12 protein-coding genes and 1 pseudogene are annotated in these 21,005 nt (G+C 71.3%); 7 read left to right on the forward strand and 6 right to left on the reverse strand.

The window, feature by feature from the left end; genetic code table 11:
* Window positions 1-43 precede the first annotated feature (43 nt).
* The 4 genes and pseudogenes from ABZ354_RS12130 to ABZ354_RS12145 all read right to left on the reverse strand — a co-directional run.
* The gene (locus ABZ354_RS12130) at window positions 44-2,047 is read right to left on the reverse strand and encodes an APC family permease (RefSeq protein WP_358655661.1); all 2,004 of its coding nucleotides are present in this window, start codon (window positions 2,045-2,047) and stop codon (window positions 44-46) included.
* An 81-nt stretch (window positions 2,048-2,128) separates the two neighbouring features.
* Window positions 2,129-4,333: a polysaccharide lyase family 8 super-sandwich domain-containing protein gene (locus ABZ354_RS12135; RefSeq protein ID WP_358655663.1), complete on the reverse strand. Its 2,205-nt coding sequence runs from the start codon at window positions 4,331-4,333 to the stop codon at window positions 2,129-2,131.
* Window positions 4,334-4,541: 208 nt separating this feature from the next.
* Window positions 4,542-7,976, reverse strand: a complete 3,435-nt coding sequence (locus ABZ354_RS12140; protein WP_358655665.1) for a CARDB domain-containing protein — start codon at window positions 7,974-7,976, stop codon at window positions 4,542-4,544.
* Between the two features lie 380 nt (window positions 7,977-8,356).
* Window positions 8,357-8,558 (reverse strand): annotated as a pseudogene (locus ABZ354_RS12145) (GNAT family N-acetyltransferase); the annotation flags it as partial.
* Between the two features lie 128 nt (window positions 8,559-8,686).
* Between ABZ354_RS12145 and ABZ354_RS12150 the strand changes: the two are divergent.
* The gene (locus ABZ354_RS12150) at window positions 8,687-9,802 is read left to right on the forward strand and encodes an MFS transporter (protein ID WP_358655833.1); all 1,116 of its coding nucleotides are present in this window, start codon (window positions 8,687-8,689) and stop codon (window positions 9,800-9,802) included.
* Between the two features lie 102 nt (window positions 9,803-9,904).
* Window positions 9,905-10,348, forward strand: coding sequence for an excalibur calcium-binding domain-containing protein (locus ABZ354_RS12155; RefSeq protein WP_358655667.1), 444 nt, complete (start codon window positions 9,905-9,907; stop codon window positions 10,346-10,348).
* Window positions 10,349-10,397: 49 nt separating this feature from the next.
* Here ABZ354_RS12155 and ABZ354_RS12160 read toward each other — a convergent pair whose 3' ends face one another.
* Window positions 10,398-11,204 carry a tetratricopeptide repeat protein gene (locus tag ABZ354_RS12160; RefSeq protein ID WP_358655669.1) on the reverse strand — a complete coding sequence of 269 codons (807 nt, stop codon included), beginning with the start codon at window positions 11,202-11,204 and terminating at the stop codon, window positions 10,398-10,400.
* 448 nt (window positions 11,205-11,652) lie between these two features.
* Window positions 11,653-12,516, reverse strand: coding sequence for a GAF domain-containing protein (locus tag ABZ354_RS12165; protein ID WP_358655671.1), 864 nt, complete (start codon window positions 12,514-12,516; stop codon window positions 11,653-11,655).
* A gap of 6 nt (window positions 12,517-12,522) precedes the next feature.
* Between ABZ354_RS12165 and ABZ354_RS12170 the strand changes: the two genes are divergently transcribed.
* The 5 genes from ABZ354_RS12170 (at window position 12,523) to ABZ354_RS12190 (ending at window position 20,996) form a co-directional block, all read left to right on the forward strand.
* On the forward strand, window positions 12,523-12,648 hold the full coding sequence (locus ABZ354_RS12170; RefSeq protein WP_358655672.1) for a hypothetical protein: 126 nt from the start codon (window positions 12,523-12,525) through the stop codon (window positions 12,646-12,648).
* Between the two features lie 556 nt (window positions 12,649-13,204).
* A complete protein-coding gene (locus ABZ354_RS12175) occupies window positions 13,205-15,148 on the forward strand; it encodes a beta-ketoacyl synthase N-terminal-like domain-containing protein (protein WP_358655674.1) in 1,944 nt (647 codons plus the stop codon).
* A complete protein-coding gene (locus ABZ354_RS12180) occupies window positions 15,145-16,680 on the forward strand; it encodes an amino acid adenylation domain-containing protein (RefSeq protein WP_358655676.1) in 1,536 nt (511 codons plus the stop codon). The genes ABZ354_RS12175 and ABZ354_RS12180 overlap by 4 nt, the downstream gene beginning before the upstream one ends.
* Before the next feature lie 69 nt (window positions 16,681-16,749).
* A complete protein-coding gene (locus ABZ354_RS12185; protein WP_358655678.1) occupies window positions 16,750-17,934 on the forward strand; it encodes an NAD(P)/FAD-dependent oxidoreductase in 1,185 nt (394 codons plus the stop codon).
* Between the two features lie 233 nt (window positions 17,935-18,167).
* Window positions 18,168-20,996: a nitrate- and nitrite sensing domain-containing protein gene (locus ABZ354_RS12190; protein ID WP_358655680.1), complete on the forward strand. Its 2,829-nt coding sequence runs from the start codon at window positions 18,168-18,170 to the stop codon at window positions 20,994-20,996.
* The last annotated feature ends 9 nt before the right edge of the window (window positions 20,997-21,005 follow it).

Consider the following 21,005-nt stretch of genomic DNA (forward strand, 5'->3'; position numbering starts at 1 on the left):
CCGCAAGCTGCGCGGGCCCTCCGGGCCTCCAGATTGCTCCCGGTCAGCGCGGCGGTTCGCCGCGGCGGACGGAGCCCGGGGCACGCGGACCGTGGTGGTCGGCTCGCGCGGATGAGATGAGCTGCCAGGGCACGCTGATCACCATGACGCCGGGAGTGAAGCGCAGGCGTGCCTTGATCCGGAGTGCGGACTGGTTGTGCAGCAGGTTCTCCCACCAGTGGCCGACGACGTACTCGGGGATGTAGACGCCGAGGATGTCGCGGGGACGCTGGCGGCTGAGGGAGCCTACGTGGTCGACGACGGGCCGGGTGACCTCCCTGTAGGGGGAGTCCAGAACCTTGAGAGGGACGTCGATGCCGAGTCGCTGCCACTGCTCTTCCAGCGCGCGTGTCTCTTCGTGGTCGACGGCGACGGTGAGCGCCTCCACCCGGGCAGGCTTGGAAGCGCGGGCATAGGCCAGGGCCCGGAGTGTCGGTTTGTGAACGTTGGAGACCAGGACGATCGCCAGGACACAGGAGGGGGAGGTGAGGTCGGTGTGCGGGTCGGTGCTTGTCAGCTCGGCGGTGGTGCGGTTGTAGTGCCCGTGGATCGCGCGCATCAGCAGCCACAGCACGCCGGCGGCGAGTACGGCCAGCCAGGCGCCGTCGAGGAACTTCGTGAACAGGACCACCACGAGGACCAGGCCGGTGAACACCGCGCCGACCGCGTTGATGACTCTGGCGACGTGGTGGCGGCGCCGCAGCGAGGGGTCGCTCTCCGTGGACAGGGCCTGGTTCCAGTGCCGGACCATTCCGGTCTGTGAGAGCGTGAAGGAGGTGAAGACGCCCAGGATGTAGAGATGGATCAGGGCCGTGACGCTGGCTTTGAACCCCCACAGCAGCAGGCCGGCGGTGGCTGCCAGGGCCGCGATGCCGTTGGAGAAGGCGAGCCTGTCCCCCCGGCTGTGCAGTTGGCGGGGCAGGTAGCGGCGCTGCGCAAGGACCGACGAGAGCAGCGGGAAACCGTTGAACGCGGTGTTCGCGGCGAGGACCAGGACGAGCGCGGTGGCGGCCTGCATGTAATAGAAGCCGGCACTTCTCTCCCCGCCGAAGACCGCGGCGGCGACCTGGGCGATGACGGTGCGCTGCTGATAGGCGGAGCAGGCCTCGCTCAGTCCGGTGAGCCGGCAGGTGTCATCGGCGATGTGGACCTTGGAGACGATCGCGAGAGTGGTGACACCGACGAACATGGTGACCGCCATGAGGCCCATCGCGGCCAGGGTGATCGCCGCGTTGTGCGACTTCGGCTTACGGAAGGCGGGAACGCCGTTGGAGATCGCCTCCACGCCGGTCAAGGCGGTGCACCCGTTGGAGAACGCGCGCAGGACCAGCAGCACCAGCGCCACACCGGCAAGATGTGCGTCGCCCGGTTGCGGCCGGATGCCGTACGAGGCGCTCTCGGCGACCGGCGCGTCTCCGACCAGGTACCGGAAGAGCCCGGTGGCGATCATGATGAGGACGCCGCCGACGAACAGGTATGTCGGCGTGGCAAAGGCCCGTCCGGACTCGCGCACCCCTCGCAGGTTCACCATCGCGAGCAGCGCCACGAAGCCCAAAGCCATCGGCACTCGCTGGGCGTGCAGCTGGGGGACGGCGGAGATGATGTTGTCCACGCCGGAAGCCACCGACACCGCCACCGTCATCACGTAGTCGACCAGCAGGGCAGCTCCCACCACCAGACCGGCGTTCTCGCCCAGGTTCGCGGACACGACCTCGTACGAGCCCCCACCGCTCGGGTAGGCACGCACCACCTGCTGGTACGACAGCACCACCACCGTCATCAGAGCAACGACCGCCGCCGCGATCCACGGCGTGAAATGCACAAACGCCAGCCCGCCCAGCGTGAGCACCACCAGGATCTCCTGCGTCGCGTATGCAACCGACGACAAGGGGTCCGAGGCGAAGATCGGCAGGGCCACACGCTTGGGAAGCAGCGCCTGGCCCATATCACTGCTGCGCAGGGCACGGCCGACCACGAGCCGCTTCGCCACCTCGGAGATCCTGATCACAGTAGCGAAGGTAGAGCGGCAGCCTTCTGATCAGAAGGACCATCGCCCCGACGCACGTCAGTACTTTGTGTGTGGTCTCCGTCAGCGGTTGACTTCGAGGTTCGTCAGGACAAGCAGGGCGCGCAGGAGCTGGGTGGCGCTGGAGGGGTCGGTGCGAAGCTTGGCGAGGATCCTCCAGTTCTTCAGGTGGGCGAAGCCGCGCTCGACTGGCGCACGCCCGACGGCGAGGACTCGGTTGGCGTCCTTCTCACCGGCGGCGAGCTTGTGGGTACGGCTGGTCGGGTCGGTGCCGTGGTCCCACCACAGGGTGAGGTAGCGGCGGGTGACGGGGTCGGTGGCGCCGCCCGTGTTGATGTCCGACCAGGCTCCGGTACGGGCCTCACGCAGCGCCTTGATGTCCGCGCCGCCGGGGAAGACGTAGCCGCCGAACCCCTCGAGGTGCGCCCAGCGCGCCCCGCTGTGGCGGCCGGTCGCGCCGAGGGGCGTGCGACGGGGTCTGCCGTCCACGGTGAGGGTGTGGGTGCCGTCGGCGCCGAGGTTGCGGTTGTCGACGATCGTCTCGACACCGGTGCCGTCGCGGCCGTGGATGCCCGCGCCGAGGCAGACGATCGCGTCGTCGAGGAAGAACCAGGACTTCCTGGCCTCGAGAGTGGAGGACAAACCCGTGAGGTGCTGGCCGACGGCGGCGTAGGTGCCGTCGGTGGCGCCGCCGACCCACCGGACGTCGGGGCGCGGCTCGCCCCAGCCGCCGCCCTCCGCGTCGGCGAGCGGCTTGCGGGAGACGGTGGTGCCGGGCAGCCGCATCGGGTCGACGGTGGCCCAGAAGGCGTCGCTGTACTGGCCGTTGCCGTAGGTGTCGCCCCACCAGTAGAGCATTCCGGAACCGGAGTGCCAGCCGTGCAGATGTTCGCCGTTGCCGTTCTCGTAGTGGGCGATGCGGTGCGAGGCCATGGAGACGTTCGCGGCCCAGTGGGGGCGGCGATGGACGGCGCGGTCCGCCGCGGGGAGCAGGCGGTGACCGACGGGCTCGGGGGTCGTGGCGGTGGCCGCGCTGTCGGCGACGGCCTTGAGGCGGGCCAGCTGGGCGACCCCGAGGGCGTCGCTGTCCAGGACGGGGCGGTAGCGGTCGCGGGCGATCCAGCCCTTGATCATGCCGTCCCAGCGGGCCTTCTCGGAGGCGGAGGCACTGTGCCCGAGCAGCGCGATGCAGGCGATGAGGGTGTGGCCGCGCAGATGGTCGTCCTGGAGGACACGGCGGGTGTCCTTCTTCTGCACGCCCCGGCTGACGGCGCGTCCGGAGACGCTGTCCATGACGAGGCCGTTGTAGAGGAACGGCGCGTAGGCCTTCTCGACCGAGTCGAACACGATCTGCCGGTTCGGGTCGGTGACGTCCCAGTCGGAACCGGCGAGCAGCGTGAGCAGCAGGGACAGGCCGCCGAGCATGACGGCGCCGTACGTGCCCGTGTAGGGGACGTGGGTGTGCTGGATGAAGCTGCCGTCGGCGTAGAGGCCGTCGCCGGAGGTGACGTAGGGGAAGACCGGGGCGAGCGCGTTCCGGGCCAGGGCGATCTTCGCGGCGTCGCGGCCGATGACGCCGCGCAGGGCGAGGACCCGGCACAGGTCGACACGGTTGGCGCCGGTGGAGATGCCCGTGTACTCGGCCACGACGCTGTCGGGGACGAAGTGGTCGACGGCCGCGGTGAAGTCGGCGACGCGGCTGTCGCCGAGGTGGTCGTGGAGGTGGACGCAGATGTCGAGCAGGGCCTGCGGGATGCCGATCTGCCAGTTCCACCAGTTGCCGTAGCGCGTCCGGCCCGTGTGGTAGGCCTCGGCGTGGAGGTGGTCGAGGGCGGTGAGGATCTCGGTGAGCAGGGCGGCGTCGCCGGTGAGTCCGGTGCCGGGCTGGACGTAGGCCTCGGTGAGGGTGCGCAGCCGGTTGTAGCTGGTGCCGAGGTTCTCGGAGTAGGGGAACGAGTCCGGGTCCGTGTCGGGTTCCGGGTCGGCGTAGCCCAGCTCGGGCCACAGGGAGCCGGTGGCCGGACGCATCGTGGAGCGGAGTCGGGCCGCGGTCTCGCCGAGGGTGGCGAGCCGGCTCGCGTAGGGCTCGGCGGCCGGGTCGTAGCCGGTGCCGAGGAGGAGGTCGCGCCACTTCAGTCGCAGGGTGCCGTAGGCGTCGGCGGCGCTGCCGGCCGCGTGCGCGGAGGGTGCGGCGGCGGGGTTCAGCGGCGCTGCCGCACCGGCGGCGAGGGCGGCGTGGAGCAGGGTGCGGCGGGACAGGGAGGGCATACGGGGAAACCTCCGAGGAGGGGCGGGGGCGACGGAGTGGCGGGTGACACGCGGTCAGGTGCCCGGGGCCCTTCTGAGCACCTGTTCGTCTTGTCTTGCCTCCTGGCGGCCCCGCCCGAAACGCGACGGGGTGACCGGACGGACCGGCCACCCCACCGAGCCATACGCCGTATGCCGTAGGCGGTACCGCGTGTGCCGTACGCCGTGCTCAGTCGCGCGACGCCTTCTTCGCCGACGGCCGCGGCGACTGTTTCGACGACCGCTTGGCCACGGCCCCGTTGATCACGAACTGCGAGCCCGGTTCGATCAGGACGTCGCCCTCGGCCGAGCCGGTGATGCTCACGCCGGTCAGGGTGGCGCTGCCGCGTGCGCCGCCCATGGCGAGGATGCCCGACCCGTTGGTCGACTTGTCGATGTTCACGTTCGTGATCCGGACGCCGGGCATCGCGCCGCCGCCCGTCTTGAACTGGATGCCGTCGTACGTCGAATCGTGGATGTCGGTGTCGCGGATGGTGACGCCGGGGATGTCGGGCCCCTGAGCGAACAGGGTGATCGCGCCGAACTCCTGGTCCTCGTTCCAGAACGCCCCGCCCGTGCGGTACAGGCCGTTGTCGGCGATGAGGGTCTCACCCGAGAAGGGCAGCGGGTCGTGGTCGGTGGCCAGCATGATCCCCGGGTAGTTCATGGTGTCGGAGACCAGGTTGTTCTCGATGCTGTTGCCGTATCCGCCGTAGACGGCGATGCCGTTGGCGCGCCAGGGCAGCTGGACCGTGTTGTTGCGGAAGTGGTTGTCGTGGCCGACGTCGACCGAGGTGTCCTTCACGTACTTGCTGGCCCATACGGCGAGCGCGTCGTCACCGGTGTTGCGGAAGGACGAGTTGAACACGGTCGAGTCGCGGGTGCCGTTGGCGAAGTTCACGCCGTCGGCGTACGTGTCGCGGATGCGGACGCCGTGGAACTCCACACGGTCGCCGGGTCCCCACAGTTCGGGAATGTTGGAGTAGTCGCGGCCGACCCAGGCACCGACGTTGGCGTGCTCGATCCACACGTTGGTGATGCTGGTGTCCTTGCCGAAGCGTCCGTTGAGCGCGACGCCGCCCTCGGCGTTGCCGTCGCCGCCCCGGATGGTGCCCGAGCCGAAGATGGCGATGTCAGAGATCTTGGTGTTGTCGTCGATGTCGAAGCCGAAGTTGCCCTCGTGGGGGTGGTTGATACCGCCGGCTTGATGGGGCGGGATGAGCGAGTACAGCTGGGAGTGCCACATGCCGGCGCCCCGGACGGTGACGTCCCGGATGCCGACCTGGTTGTACTGCCCGCGGTCCTGTGGGTCGTCGGTGAGGATCTTCTTCTCCTGACGCCACTGCCCGGCCGGGATCCACACGCAGGGAATGTCACCCTTCTGGTCGGCCGTGACGGCACGCTGGACGGCGTCCGCGTCGTCGATGCCGTCGTTGGGCACCGCGCCGTACTCGGTGATGGACACACACCCGGTCGGCTTGTCCGCGGGCGCCGCGACCTGCTCCAGGTCGACCAGGTCGATGACGTAGAACGCCGCGTCGTCCCCGGCGTCCCGCTGGAGGCGGAACGTGGTGCCCGCCGGGTAGGTCTCGGTGAGCAGCGCGTGCGACTCGTCGAACAGGCGGCGGGCGTCACCTCCGGGCCGGTTCGTCAGCCCCTCCGGGTCGTCGGTCGTGCCGTAGAGCCAGCTGTGCTTGGAGGACAGCTGGAGCTTGCGGACGAACCTGCCGTCCGCGTAGAGGCTGATCGTCTTCTCCTGGCCGCCGCCGTCGGCCGCGTCGGGGATCGAGTTGCGTACGACGATCGAGTTGGAGGGCGCGGTGGAGGTGAACTCGACGTACTGGCCGGTGGAGTTCAGGCGCACCGACTGCCGGCCGGACGACTCGGAGGCGAAGTTGGTGTGTCCGAAGGTGCGGGTGGCGTCCGCCTTCAGCAGCGTGCCGTCGTAGCGGCCGGCCTCGGCCTCGTACTCGGCGTACGGCACCGCCGCGCCCCGCCCGACGACCAGGGAACGGGCGAAGGTGTTGTTGTTCTCGTCGGTCTCCGCGATCACGCCGGTGGCGTCGGCCGACGCGGTGAGCGTGGCTCCGCCGCCGACGGCTGTCCAGGTGCCGCTGATCGCGACCTCGGCCGAACCGCTCGCCGCGATGCCGCCCGTCGTCCCGCTCAGGGTCGTGTCACCGGCCGTGACCCGGGTGACGGTTCCGGCGGGCACGCCGCTCGTGCCTCGGTTGTGCACGGCGACGGTGAACGCGACCTTCGCGCCGACCGCCGGGTCGGCCGGGCTGGTGGTGATGCCGGTGACCTCCAGGTCCGGGCCGGGCGCCTGGCCCACGACGAGCCTGGAGGCGGCGTTGCGGCTGTTGTTGGTGTTGTCGAGTTCGGCGACCGCGTCCGTCGGGTCCACGACGGCGGAGACGGTGTAGCTGCCCATCGGGTGCGTGCCGGCCTTCACCGGGACCTTCACCGAGGCCCCGGCGGCGAGCGCGCCGACGTCGGCGCTGCCGGCGACCGTGCCCTCGAGGCTGACGTTCACCCGGGTGGCGGGCGCGCCGGCGGTTCCGGCGTTGCGTACGGTCGCGTCGACGGTGACGGGGTCGGTCTCGGACGGCGAGGCGGGTGACCAGGTCAGGTCGGTGACGGTCAGGTCGGGGGCGGGTGCCGCCGTGCCGACGACCTCGAACTCGGCGACCTGTCCCCCGCCCGCCCCGGTGTTGCCGGAGAACTGCAGGCGTACGTCCGCGTACCGGCCGGTGACGGGGATGGTCACGGTGTTCTCGTTGTCCACCGGGCTGAAGGTGTAGTCGGCGCGGTCCTTCAGGGAGGTGAAGCCGGTGGTTCCCGCCCTGCGTCCCAGGACCTGGATGCTCTGCGTCCGGGTGCCCCAGGCCGGGTCGGGGTTCAGCCTCAGGACGACACCGGTCAGATCGGCGTCGGCCCCGAGCATCGTGGTCAGCGTCGCGGACTGGCCGCCCGCCTCCCAATAGGTGGTGGCGCTGCCGTCGTTGGCGTGGGACGCGACGTAGTTCTGGGTGACGGAGGAGGCCTCGATCGGTTTGCGCAGGGCCAGGTTGGTGCCCGCGGGCGGATCGCCCGGGTCCTCTCCGCCGGCCGCGCCGCGAATCTCCACCTCGGACAACTGGGACGCGCTCCAGCCGGTGTTGCCGGTCACCCGTACCCGTACGTAGCGCGCTTCGGCGTCGACACCGAGGGTCACGGTGTTGCCTGCCGACGGCGAGAAGGCCTTGGCCGCGCCGGCCGACAGGGTGGTGAAGTCCCGCCCGTCGGTGCTGCCCTCCACGCTGACGGTCTCGCTGCGGGCCTCCCACGACGCGGGGAGCTTGAGCACGACGTCGTCGATGCCGGCCGTGTTCCCGAGGTCGACCTGTACCCACTGCGGGAAGGAACCGGCCGGCCCTTCCCAGTACGTCGCCTGGCTGCCGTCGGTGACGTTGGACGCCGCGTAGGAGCCGTGCGCCCCACTGGCCGTCACCGGCCTGCCGAGCGCCAGGTTCGTTGCCGCTTGCACCGCGTGGGCCTGCGTCACGGGCAACAGCCCGGCCGTCAGCATTCCCGTGGTCACCAGGCCGGCGAACAACCGCCGGCCCTGCACTCTCCCTCTCATGAGGCCCTCTCGTTCCCTTTCCCGGGGCGGCCGGCATCCCCGGCACCGCCGAGGGGCCCGCGGCATCCGTTCGACAGCCGTATCCGTCGTACGTCAGCGGGGTCCGTGCGGTGGGGCGGGCGGAGCCGGTGCGCCTGATGGACGACGACGCGTGAACACGCGTCAGCTGTGCGCTGGTGCGCTGGTGCGCTGAATCAGCCTGAGGTGAGCCGGATGGACGCCATCGGATGTCGCAATCAGAAAGTTGAGCGACTCTGTCAATCTTTTGCACCAGTTGAGTGACAGGTTTCTACCAGGTGTCGTCTTTGTCAACGCCCCCGCGTATGACAGCGATGACCGGGGTCAGTGGCAGACGCGCGCGAACACGTGCGCAGGTCCATGAAGAACGCCATGAGGAACCCGACGGGCCGTTCGCCGTCGACGACGAGGCGGGGCCACGCGACGCCGGGATGGACGTACGCCTCCGCCGGCGACTTCACGACGGGGTGACCAGGTGCGCTCCTGCTCCGGACGGACCCGCGCGCCGATCGCCGCCTCGAAGCCGGCTCCGGTGATCTCCCGCAGCCCGGGCGGGCTCGTCATCCGCGGACCCTCAATTCAGTTGCGGCGGCGCAGGTCGACCCGGTGAGGATAGGGGCATGGACAGTGCGGCGGACAAAGGGTTTCGGCGCACCGGACTGCCCGGCCGGCTGACGGTGGTCGCGGCCCTCATGCTGGCCGCGTTCACCTTCAACACGGCGGAGAACCTGCCGGTCGGCCTTCTGGAGCTCATCTCCGAAGGGCTGGGGGTCCCCGTGTCCTCGGTCGGCTACTTGATCACCGGCTACGGCGCGACGGTCGCCGCGGCGTCGTTACCGCTGGCCCACGTCACACGGGCCGTGCCCCGGCGCCACGTACTCACCGGGCTGCTGGCGGCACTCGTCGTGTCCAGCCTGGTCGCGGCCGCTGCCACCTCCTACCGGCTGCTGCTCGCGGCACGTCTGCTCACCGCGCTCGCCCAGGCGCTGTTCTGGGCGGTGACAGGGCCGGTCGCGGTCGGCCTGTTCGCACCGGGAGTGCGCGGGCGGGTGGTCGGGGCGCTGTCCGTCGCCGGTTCACTCGCCCTCGTGGCCGGAGTCCCCGCCGGGACCTGGCTCGGCCGGCACACCGACTGGCCGGTGCCGGTCGCGTCGCTGGCGGGCCTGGGTTCGGTCAGCCTCGTCACGATCGCCGTGCTGCTGCCCACGTCACGTCCGGAAGAAGGGCACGCGGCCTACGGGAGCCATCCCGACGCCCGCCGGTTCGGCGCCGTGCTGGCGGCCGGGACCCTGTCCGCCACCGGGGCGTTCGCGGGTTACACCTACATCGTGAGATTCCTCGGCGAGGTGAGCGGCTTCTCGCCGAGCGCGGTCAACGCCCTCTTCGTGGCGTTCGGCATCGCGTGCCTGGCCGGGGTGACCGTGACCGGGGCACTCCTGGACCGCTTCCCGCACTCCGCGCTCACCACGGCGGTGGCCACACAGACGGCGGGCATGCTCGGCCTGTACGCGGCGGGCACCGACCGCACGGCGACGGTGGCGTCGCTGCTGCTGGTGGGCGGAGCACTCGGTCCCGTCTTCATGGCCGCCCAGAACGAGATGCTCCACGTCGCGCCCCGCCGCACGGACCTCGCCCTCGCCGCCAATTCCGGCGCCTACAACGCCGGAATCGCGACCGGCGCCGCGCTCGGAGGCCTGCTCCTGCCGCACGTCGGCGTACGGAACACATTCCTCGCCGGCGGCCTCCTGACGGCCACGGCCTGCACGGTGCTCCTGATGGAACGTCTGCTCCCCACCCGCCAGGTCTGACAACTCCGGCGAACGACGCACAGCGATCCCCACCAGAAGCGTCACATCTCCTTCACCACTCCTCTACTCTTAGTGCTTCCACGTTCAACCAAGGGGAACGACGTGACCAACCCGTACACGACGCCGAACCGGCCCGCGCGGAAGTGGGCGCGGAAGCGCTACGTCCTGCCCGCCCTCGGCCTCGCCTTCCTCCTCGGCATCGGAGCCGGTGCGTCCGACTCGCAGCCGAACGACGACGCCGAACCGGCCGCGGCCACGGCGCGGCCCACCACGACCGTCACGGCCACGACCACCGCCACCACGACGGCGGAGCCCGACCCCGCGCCCACCGTCACACGAACCGTGAAGGTCAGGGTCACGGAAACCGTCACCGCCGCGCCGGCCGCCGGACCGGGCCCCGACGACAGCAGCGGCGGCGGCAGCGTCTCCTACCAGAACTGTGCCGCCGCCCGGGCCGCCGGAGCCGCACCCGTCCACCGCGGCGATCCCGGCTACGGCCGTCACCTCGACCGCGACGGCGACGGAACCGGCTGCGACTGGGGATGACGCCCACGCCCCACCCCGGCCCCCGGGCCCGGCCGGTCCGCCCGGCACATCACCCCGCGACCGCCTCCAGCTCCGCGCGGAAGCGCGAGGTGTACGGGTGCTCCGCCCCGAGGGTGCCGACGCTGACGTCGACCACCGTCTGCATCAGCGCCCGCGCCTGCCCGGCACGGCCCGCGGTGCTCAGCACCATCGCCAGGTCGGCCTGGGCCCTGAGCGTGTCCGGGTGTTCGGCGCCCTGGTGCCGCTGTCGTACGGCGATGACGTCCCGCGTGACGGTCTCGGCCTCCGCCAGCCGGCCCGCCGTACGCAGGACGACCGCCAGGAGATGGCGTGCGGACCAGCTGTCGCGATGCCCGGGGCCGAGCACCCGGTCGAGGTCCCGCAGCGCGGCGCGTACGACGGGCTCGGCCTCGTAAGGCCTGGTCAGGGCCAGCGCGCGGCCCAAGCTGAGGCGCGCGGTCAGCGCCACCGCATGGTCGGCGCCGAAGGCCCGCAGGGCGTGGGTGACGGCGCTGCGGGCGAGTTCGTAGGCGGGTGCGCAGCGGCGCTGCTCACCGAGGTTGTCGGCCAGCCGGGCCATCGTGGTCAGCGTGGCCGGGTGATCCGGGCCCAGCAGGCACTTCTGCCCTTCGAGGGCGTGCTGCAACTGGACCTCGGCGCGCGTGTACCGGGCGAGTCCGTTCAGGGCGAGCGCGTAGTCGGCGCGGGCCTGGAGGATGTCGGCGTCCTCGGTGTCCGGCCCGGTGGGCGGGCGGCCCAGGGCGCGGGCGTAGAGCCGCGCCGAGGTGGCGAAGTCGCCGTCGTCGAGGGCACGTCGGGCCTGCCGGAGGTCTTCGTCGACGGTGGGCGCGGTCATCGCGGCTGATCCTCCACGCGTGATCGAGTACGGGTGGGCTCACACGCCCCTGCCCCGGCACCGTGACGGCCGTGGGCGGTACGGACAGCGACGCGCACCGACCGTGTGGGAACGGCCGAGGACCCGCGATCGACGATCCGGCGGTCTCGGACGATCACCGAAGGGCCGCGTCCGGTGGGGCGGCGGTGCGGAGCGGGGCCGAGGAGGCGGGGCGGCGGGGCGGGCCCGGGCCCCGCCCGGCCGGGCTCCCGCCGCCCGGCATCCACCTACCGGCTCCCCTGTCCGCGACGATCACCGGCCGGCGAGCGCGGCGGCGCCGGAGATACGGCGGGATACGGCGGTGACGCATCGTCGGTACCGGCCGGGGACCGCGGCGCGTGCGTGAGCCCGCGCACCGGCGGCCGGTTGTCACGTCCCGCATACCGCGTGCCGCGCGCCGTCGAGCCGGTCAGTCGACCAGCGGGCCGCCGCCCAGTCGCTCGAACTGCTGCTGCACGTTGGCCGCGAAGGCCTGCGGCTCACCGCCGGAGTAGCCCTGCCCGCCGGTGCTCATGGCCACCGTGAGTACGCCCTTGAACGGGGCGCCCGGGGAGGTGCGCACCGGGGTGCACAGGAAGCTGTACTCCTGCGGCATCGGGGCGTCGCACGTCCTGAGCGCCACCTGAGGCACCGAGACGGGCCGGCCCGAGCCGAGCGCGTCGTCCATCGCCCGGAAGACACCGACCGCGTCGAGGCCGGGCAGCACCTGTCGGCCCGGGCTGAACTGGCGGACCATGCCGAAGGCCTGGCCCTGCCTGCCGTTGGCGTAGCGCAGCAGGTGCTCGGGGCCCTCGGTGAGCATGATGGGGAACGGCGCCCCGTCGAAGACCGCGAACAGCTCCTGCTGCTGGGCGAGCAGGCTGTCGCGCAGCCGGAACTCGGAGAGCAAGGTGTCCGTCAGCTCGTGCATGCCCTGGCGCAGCTGGCGGTCCCAGGCACGGGGCTTGAAGTCCGCGACGCACACGGTGCCGAGGATCATGCCCGTGTTGTCGCGCAGCGGGGTGCCGAGGTAGGAGCGCACGCCGAGGTCGTTGACGAGTGCGTTGCCCTTGAAGCGTGGGTAGTCGAAGACGTCGTCGAGGGCCAGCTGGGTCTGCTGGGCGACGACATGGGGGCAGAAGCCGTAGTCGCTCGGCGCCTCACGGGCGAGGTTGCTCAGGTCGAACGGGATTCCGCCGCCGTCCGCGTCCGCCGGGTCGTCGGGCGAGGACGTGGGCGTGTACAGGCCCCGGAACATCTGCCGCTCGTCGTTGATGAAGTTGACCATGGCCAACGGCGCATGGGTGAAACTGGCCGCGAGGCGCGCAATACGGTCAAACGTGGCTTCCGCCTCGTTCGTATTGAGGCCGAGAATCCTCAGCCGCAGCGTCCTCTGTTCGCCGGCGAGACGATCGTGTTCGGATGACAGGGATTCCATGAGAGCCGATCAAACCAGAGATTCGGCGCCGATGGGCCACCCCTCTCGGTCATTCCCTGCTCTGCTGTCACACCGTCACCATCATCGGTCCTCTGCGAACTTGACCCAAAGGCGGTCGGAACCGACCCTTCGGATCCGGTCGACAGGTGACCATTCGAGGATTCTGTCCACGTTTCCCGATGTTTGAACCTCGGCCGATCACTTCCCGTCATTTCTCGCATGGCGAAGAACGGAAACGGTTTTGCGCCGGACAATCGTGCGGTGGGCTTGTTTCCGTCGCCGGTTCCCCCAGACCGACGTGACACACACTACTCGAACACCCCTTCGAACCTGAGATGGCAGATGCCACAGGAATTGGTGTTACGCACGTTCACATCGCTCCTCTGGGGGGCAACACCCCCCACTGGGGGTCGCGGCCCGCGTCTGGCCCGTTCACAGCGGCCACCGCGTCAAGGCTGCCGTTGAAAGCGGCAGTTACGTTGGAGCAAGGTCAACTACGCCATAACGTAGAACAGTGGCGATCGCATGGAACGGAGTGCTCTCAATGAACAGGTCCGACGTGGACGCTCGGTCAGTGGCGGTGATCGGCATGGCCTGCCGGCTGCCCGGTGCGTCAGGACCGGACGAACTGTGGGCTCTGCTGCGCGCGGGCATCGACGCCACGAGCGAGACACCCGGTGACCGGTACGACGTGGATGCCCTCCATGCGCACGAGCCCACGCGTGGCCGGATAGCCGGTCGCCGCGGTGGCTACGTCGACGGCGTCGCCGACTTCGACGCCGAGTTCTTCGCCATGTCCCCCACCGAGGCCACCGAGCTCGACCCGCAGCAGCGCCTGTTGCTGATGACCGCCTGGGACGCGCTGGAGAACGCCGGCCAGCGTCCCGACGGTCTCGCGGGCACCCGGACCGGGGTGTTCGTGGGCAACGCCCGCGCCGACTACCTCGAAGTCAGCCTGCGCGGCCAGGAGACCGTGACGGCCGCCAACCTCAACAACTTCCGTTCCCTGCTGCCCGCCCGGCTCTCCCACTTCTTCGACTTCCGCGGCCCCAGCGTCGTGGTGGACACGGCCTGCGCCTCGTCGCTCGTCGCCGTGCACCAGGCCGTGCAGAGCCTGCGGGCCGGGGAGAGCCCGCTGGCCCTGGCCGCCGGTGTGAACATCCCGCTCCGTGCGGACGAGAGCCTCGTCCTCAGCCACGCCGGCGCCATGGCCCACGACGGACGCTCCAAGTTCGGCGACGCGAGCGCGGACGGATACGTGCCCAGCGACGCCGTGGCGGTCGTCGTGCTCAAGCCCCTGGCCGCCGCGCTCGCCGACGGCGACCGCATCCGCGCCGTCATCCAGGGCAGCGCCGTCGGCAACGACGGCCGCACCAGCGACACGGTCCTCAACCCGTCGCTGCAGGGCCAGATCGACGTACTCCGCTGGGCGTACGAGGACGCCGGGGTGAACCCGGCCGACGTCGACTACGTCGAGGCGCACGGCTCGGGTTCGCCCGCCCTCGACCCGCTGGAACTGACCGCGCTGGGCCAGGTGCTCGGCGCGGGCCGCCCCGACGACCGGCCACTGATGGTCGGCTCGGTCAAGACCAACATCGGGCACGCCGAGGCCGGCGGCGGCATGGCCGGCCTGATCAAGGCGGTGCTGTGCCTGGAGCACGGCCAGATCCCGGCCAGCCTGCACCTGAACACCCCCAACCCGAACGTCGAGTGGGAGCGGTTGCCCATCACCGTGCCACGCAGACTCACCCCGCTGCCCGAGCGCGGCAAAGCAGCCGTCGCCGGGATCAGCGGACAGGGCTCCTCGGCCCTCAACGCCCACGTGGTCCTGCGCCAGGCCCGCTTCCCCGTCTCCCCCGCCCTCCCCGCCCCGGACGGCACCCCCTATGTACTGACGATCTCCGCGCACAGCGCCACCGCCCTCCAGACGCTCGTCCAGTCCTACATCGACTGGCTGCGCCCCGGCGGCGCCGGAACCGCGTACGCGCTGCGCGACATCTGCTACAGCGCCCTGGCCCGTCGCGGGCACCACGCGTACCGGACGGCCGTCCTCGGCAGCAGCCACGCGGACCTGGTGGCCGCCCTCACCGGGACGCCGCAGCTGGACGGGCGCCCCCTGTCGGCCCTCGCCGAGCGCTACCGCCAGGGCGAGGACGTGGACTGGGCGGCCGTGTTCGGATCGCCCGGGAACTTCGTGCCACTGCCTCCCTACCCGTGGCAGACCCGCCGGTACTGGCCCGGCGCGGCGCCCGACGACGGCGGCGGCAGCGACCTCGCCGCCTGGGTGCTGCGCGAGCACGCGCGCACCGGCTTCGACGACGCCTCCTCTCTTACCGACATCGGTATCGACTCGCTGGCGAAGCTGCGGATCGTCGTGGAGCTGGCCAAGCGCTGCCGCCAGGAGGTCGACCCGGAGGGCTTCGGCCGGCTCCGCACGGTCGGCGAACTGCGGCAGTGGACCCGCGAACTGCAGACGGCCGGCCGATGAACGAACCGCGCACCGTCTACGACTGGTTCGCCCGTTCCGCCGCCGCGCATCCGGAGGAACCGGCCCTCGAAATCGACGGAAGACAGCTGACCTACGGGCAACTGCGCGACCTCGCGGAGCGCCTCGCCGCCCGCCTCACCGACACGGCCGGCGCCGCCCCCCGCCGGGTCGGACTGCTCGCCGCACGCTCGGTGACCGCGTACGCCGGATACCTCGCAGCGCTGCGGGCCGGTGCGGCCGTCGTGCCGCTCAACCCCGAGCACCCCGCCTCGCGCACCGCCCAGATCGTCAGGGCGGCCGGCCTCGACCTGGTCCTGGCCGAGGACCCGGCGGCGGCCACCACGGACCTGGGCGTGCCCGTCCAGGTCGCCGGACCCGCGGAGCTCGACGCCCTCGCCGCCGGCCCCGTACCGGACGTGCCGCACCGGCAGGCCGGACCGGACGACCTCGCCTACATCATCTTCACCTCCGGTTCGACCGGCGCCCCCAAGGGCGTCCCGGTACGGCACAGCAACATCTGCGCCTATCTGGAGCAGGTCGCCGGCCGGTACGACATCGGACCCGGCAGCCGTCTGTCGCAGACCTTCGAGCTGACCTTCGACGGTTCCGTCCACGACCTGTTCGTCGCCTGGGCGGGCGGGGGCACGCTCGTGGTGCCCCTGCGCAGCCAGCTGATGTCGCCGGTGAGCACGGTCAACACCCTGCGGCTCACCCACTGGTTCTCCGTGCCGTCGCTGATCTCCTTCGCCTCCCGCCTGGGCACCCTCAAGCCGGGCAGCATGCCCACGCTGCGCTGGAGCGTCTTCGGCGGCGAACCGCTCACCGTCGCAGCGGCCCGCGAATGGCGTACGGCCGCTCCGGCCAGCCGTCTCGAAGTCCTGTACGGGCCCACGGAACTGACCATCTCCTGTACCGCCTACCGGTTCCCCGACGACATGGCCGACTGGCCACGCACGCCCAACGGCACGGCGCCGATAGGAGTCTGCTACCCCGCCCTCGACCTGCTGCTGCTCGACGAGAAGGGCCGGCCCGGCGACAGCGGAGAGCTCTGTGTGCGCGGCGCCCTGCGGTTCTCCGGCTATCTGGAGGCCACGCACAACAGGGGCCGCTTCCTCACCGACGACCTGCGCCCCGCCGGCGACGGCCCGCCCCAGGAGAGTTACTGGTACCGCACGGGCGACCGGGTCACGGTGCGTGACGGCCAGCTGATCCACCTGGGCCGCACCGACCACCAGGTCAAGATCCGCGGACACCGGATCGAGCTGGGTGAGATCGAGGCCGCGCTGCGGCAGCAGCCCGGCGTGCGCGACGCGATAGCCGTCACCGTGCCGGCCCCCGACGGCGAGCCGGAACTCATGGCGGCCGTCAGCGGCTCCGGCTGCGACCCCGACCGGATCTACGCCTCGCTCGGCGGCCGGCTGCCGCCGTACATGATGCCCCGCCGGATCGCGGCCCTGGACCGACTGCCGCTCAACCCGAATGGCAAGATCGACCGCCGGGCCCTGCTCACCGAACTCGGCAACGCTCGCTGACCGACTGCGCCGCGGGCAACAACCCCCCACACCTTCCCGACTCATCCACGTCTGTTGTGAGGCATCCGCATGTACGACGCCATCGTGGTGGGGGCGCGCTGCGCCGGCGCGTCAACCGCCCTGCTGCTGACCCGAGCGGGACACCGGGTACTCCTGGTCGACAAGGGGACGTACGGCTCCGACACCCTCTCCACCCATCTGATCCACCAGCCCGGCGTGGCGGCGCTCGGCCGGTGGGGCCTGCTCGACCAGGTGCGCGCCTCGGGGTGCCCGCCGCTGACGCACACGAGGTACGAGGTCGCCGACATCCGTATCGAGGGGGGCGCCCGGGGAGTGGACGGGCACCACGAGGGTTTCGCGCCGCGCCGCCGCGTCCTGGACCCCCTGCTGATCGACGCGGCGGTCGCGGCGGGCGCCGAGTACCGCGAGCGCTGCCGGGTGACCGGCCTGCTGCGGGACGAGGCGGGACGCGTCGTCGGCATCGAGGGCACGTACGGCGGCCTGGCCTTCACCGAACGCGCGCCCCTGGTGATCGGCGCGGACGGCATGCGGTCCGCCGTCGCCGACGCGGTGGGGGCCCCGTACACGGCGCACGACGACCGGCTGACCTGCGCCTACTACACGTACTGGCCGGACGTGACGGGCTGCCTCGAGTTGTACGAGCGGCACGGCGGCTGGGTCGCCGCCGTGCCCACCAACGACGATGCCACCCTGGTCCTCGCCTACTTCCCGCAGGAACGCTTCGACGAGGTCCGCGCCGACGCCCGCCTCGCCTACCAGGAGCAGATCCGCAGTACGGCGCCCGCACTGAGCGACCGGCTGCGCGGCAGTGAGCCGGTGGAGCGCCTGCGCGGCACCGGCGACCAGCAGAACTTCTTCCGGCAGGCCGCCGGACCCGGCTGGGCCCTGGTCGGCGACTCCGGACACCACAAGGACTCCATCACGGCCCGCGGCATCAGCGACGCGTTCTGGCAGTCGGAGACCCTGGTGCGGGAGGTGCAGGGCACGCTGGGCGGTGACCCCGCACAGCTGGACGCGGCGCTCGCCCGGTTCGCCGAGGAACGCGACCGGCATCTCACTCCGGGCTACGAGGCAACGCTCGGCGTGGCCCGGCTCGACCCGCACGAGCAGCGCCTGTCGCTGCTGCGGGCCGTGCAGTCGGACCCGGAACTCACGGCGATCTACTTCGACATGGTGGCGGGGATAGCCTCCGCGGGCGCGCTCTACACTCCCCGTCTGCTGGCCCTGCTGTGACGGACTTACGCACCGGTCGGTACCGGGCATCGGACCCATCAGGACGCGAAGCGCTCAACTGCGCAGATGCACAGCGCAAGTTGCCTCGGCCCGAGGTGACGCTGCGCGACGCTACTGATAACGTGCAGCTCGCGCGATGCTCGATCACAGTGCGCCACCAGGCCACTGCGCGGGGAAGGTCGGCGCTGCGCACCCCCAAGACACCGGTGTATCGCTGCTGCACGAGGAATCAGATGCCAGGCACCCGCGACCGGCGGCCACGTCACCGCTCCGCTCCGCGCAGAACTCTGCGACCCTCGTTCGTCGTCCCGTTCCTCGTCCCCGCTGTCTGCCTGGGCGGACTGTGGGGCTATACGGCGGCCACCCTCGTAGACGAACAGATCCAACTCCACACGGACTCCGACCACATTTCGGCCGCCCGTCCGGTGCAGGAGGTGCTGACGCGGCTGCAGGAGGAGCGCCGGCTCACCGCACTGTGGCAGACCGGCCGTTCGAGCTCCGCACGCAAGAACCTCAACTCGGCGCGCGAGAAGACCGACGCCTCCGTCACGCAGTTCCGGCGCGTCACCTCCGCCCTCGACACGAGCGCCCTCCGGTCGGAGACCCGGGCGCTCGACGTGGCGCTGGAGTCGCTGACGGACCACCGCAGGGCCATCGACTCCCGGGCCGTGCCGACGGGGGACTCGTTCGCGTTCTTCACCGACGCGGTCAATCAGGGCCTCACCCTGCTGGCGTCGGCCGTGCACAGCGAGGACGGCGAACTCGACTCCGGCGCCGAAGCCATAGTCTCCCTGGCGCAGATCACGGAGATGCTCGCCCGCGAGGACACGCTCCTCGCCGGTTCGCTGCCCGGCGGCCGGCTCAGCGCCGCGGACCACACCCGGTTCTCCCAGTACCTGGCCGTCCAGCGGGCGGTCCGGGCACGTCTGACCACGGACGACCTGCCCGGCGACGCGGCCGCGATGTACCAGCAGATCACCGGCGGTGCCCAGTGGGGCACGGTGACCTCGGTCGAGCAGGCAGTCAGCGGTGGCGACGGCAAGTCCCTGCCGGATCAGGCGTCCACCTCCTGGCCGAGGGCCGCCGACGGGGTGGTCGGCGGTTTCCAGACCCTGGGCGGCGACTCGCTGGACGCGCTGACCGTCGAGGCCGAGGACCGCTCCCACGAACTGCTGCTGGCCACGCTCCTGGGCACGGCGGTCACGCTCGCGGCTCTGGTCGGTGGGGTGTTGCTGGCCCTGCGTTCCCGTCGCTCGACGACCGGCCGGCTCTCCGAGCTGCGGTCCAACACCCAGCAGCTGGCGGCGACCAAGCTGCCCGACATACTGGCCCGCAGCGCACGGGGCGAGCAGCTGGACCCGGCCGCGATGTCCCAGCACATGCAGCAGACGACCGACGAATACGGTCAGCTGTCCGCGGCCATCGACCAGCTGGTACAGGTCGCCGCGGACTCCACGCTCCAGCAGTCCCGGGGCCGTGAGGGCACCGAGAAGGTCGTCGCGCAGCTCATCCGCCGCGCGCAGATCCTGATCCACCGTCTGATCTCGCTGCTGGACGACCTCGAGCGCAAGCACGAGGACTCGGACCTGCTGAAGGACATCTTCAAGGTCGACCACCTGGCCACCCGTGTGCGTCGGCACACGGAAAACCTGATGATCCTCAGTGGTGCCGCGCCCAACCGTCGTATGACGCCACCCGTGCCGATCACCGACCTGATGCGCAGTGCGGTGTCGGAGACCGAGCAGTACACCCGGGTCAGGGTGCGGAACACGCCGGCGGACCGGCGGCTGGCGCTCAGCGGCCGGGCCGTCGCCGACGTCACGCACCTGCTCGCGGAGCTCCTCGAGAACGGCACCAGTTTCTCCCCGCCGCACACGCAGGTGGTCGTCAGCGCGCACCGGGTCGGCAAGGGCCTCGCGCTGCACGTCGAGGACCAGGGCCTCGGCATGCCGCACGAGCAGCGCGAGCACGCGAACCAGTTGCTCGCCCGGCCGCCGAAGGTCGACATGACGGCGCTGGGCGAGGACCCGCGCCTGGGCCACTTCGTGGTGGCGCGCCTCGCCGAACGGCACGGCATCAGGGTCTCCCTGCGCGAGTCGGACTACGGCGGCACCCTCGCCGTGGTGATCCTGCCCGTGGAGTTGCTGGAAGAGGTCTCCTCTCCGGTTCTCGACCAGCTCGAGTCGTCCGTCAGCGGCCGTCCCCTCGTCGACGGCCGGCCCAAGACCCCGCCGGCCGCCGTCGCCGACCGGCCGCCCGTGCGTCACGAAGCACTCGTGGGCGCGCCCGAGGATCCGCTCGCGGGCGACGTCATCACGCACTCACGGCTGTCGGACAGCAGCGGTTTCCCCGAGTACGGAGGTGCAGGCCTGTTGCCCCCACCGTCGGATCACCCCGCGCCCATGGCGCCGGAGCCTGCCGAGCCGATGGCCCAGCAGCCGATGCCTTCCTCCGCCATCTACCGCGATCCGCAGCCGGACCGGCAGGCGCCGTCCGCGCAACCCGTCTCAGCGCCGAGCGGGCCGTCGGGTCTGCCGCGCCGGGCCAGGGGGGCCACGCGGCCCCGGCCCGCCTCGTCCACGCAGGCGCCCGTACCCCCGAGGCGGGACTCCATTCCGTCCGGGCAGGGACTGACGCCGTCCGGGCAGGGGCTGGCTCCGTCCGGTCACGCGGTGAATCCGTCCGGTCCGTCCGGGCGAGGGGCGACTCCGCCCGGCCAGGGTCTGACGCCGCCGCCCGGGCGGGTTCCCCCACGGGACTCCGGCCGGCCGCCGGCCACTCCTTCGTCCCCGGTGCCGGAGACCCCCCGTCCGCTGAGCACTCCCTCGATTCTGCCGCAGCGGGTCAAGGGAGCCAGCCTGGCACAGCAGCTGCGCAAAGAGGCGACGCAGGGCAACGACCGGCACGAGGACGACGAAACCATCTCCCCCGCCGCGTCGGCCCGCGCGATGAGCGCCATCCACCAAGGGCTGAAGCGGGCCTGGACAGCCCAGGACGACGAGCCACCCGGTGAGTACGGGCGGCAGGACGATTCGGCAGGACCCAGTGCCCACGAACTGTGAGGAACGCAT

This window comes from Streptomyces sp. NPDC005925 (assembly GCF_040638805.1).
Taxonomy (GTDB): domain Bacteria; phylum Actinomycetota; class Actinomycetes; order Streptomycetales; family Streptomycetaceae; genus Streptomyces.

Excerpts from the sequence above, each read along its gene's own strand:
- ABZ354_RS12185 (WP_358655678.1), top strand. The coding sequence starts at position 16,750 with ATGTACGACGCCATCGTGGTGGGGGCGCGCTGCGCCGGCGCGTCAACC.
- ABZ354_RS12175 (WP_358655674.1), top strand. The coding sequence starts at position 13,205 with ATGAACAGGTCCGACGTGGACGCTCGGTCAGTGGCGGTGATCGGCATG.
- ABZ354_RS12135 (WP_358655663.1), bottom strand. The coding sequence starts at position 4,333 with ATGCCCTCCCTGTCCCGCCGCACCCTGCTCCACGCCGCCCTCGCCGCC.
- ABZ354_RS12150 (WP_358655833.1), top strand. The coding sequence starts at position 8,687 with ATGCTGGCCGCGTTCACCTTCAACACGGCGGAGAACCTGCCGGTCGGC.
- ABZ354_RS12160 (WP_358655669.1), bottom strand. The coding sequence starts at position 11,204 with ATGACCGCGCCCACCGTCGACGAAGACCTCCGGCAGGCCCGACGTGCC.
- ABZ354_RS12180 (WP_358655676.1), top strand. The coding sequence starts at position 15,145 with ATGAACGAACCGCGCACCGTCTACGACTGGTTCGCCCGTTCCGCCGCC.
- ABZ354_RS12190 (WP_358655680.1), top strand. The coding sequence starts at position 18,168 with ATGCCAGGCACCCGCGACCGGCGGCCACGTCACCGCTCCGCTCCGCGC.
- ABZ354_RS12140 (WP_358655665.1), bottom strand. The coding sequence starts at position 7,976 with ATGAGAGGGAGAGTGCAGGGCCGGCGGTTGTTCGCCGGCCTGGTGACC.
- ABZ354_RS12170 (WP_358655672.1), top strand. The coding sequence starts at position 12,523 with ATGGGTGAAACTGGCCGCGAGGCGCGCAATACGGTCAAACGTGGCTTC.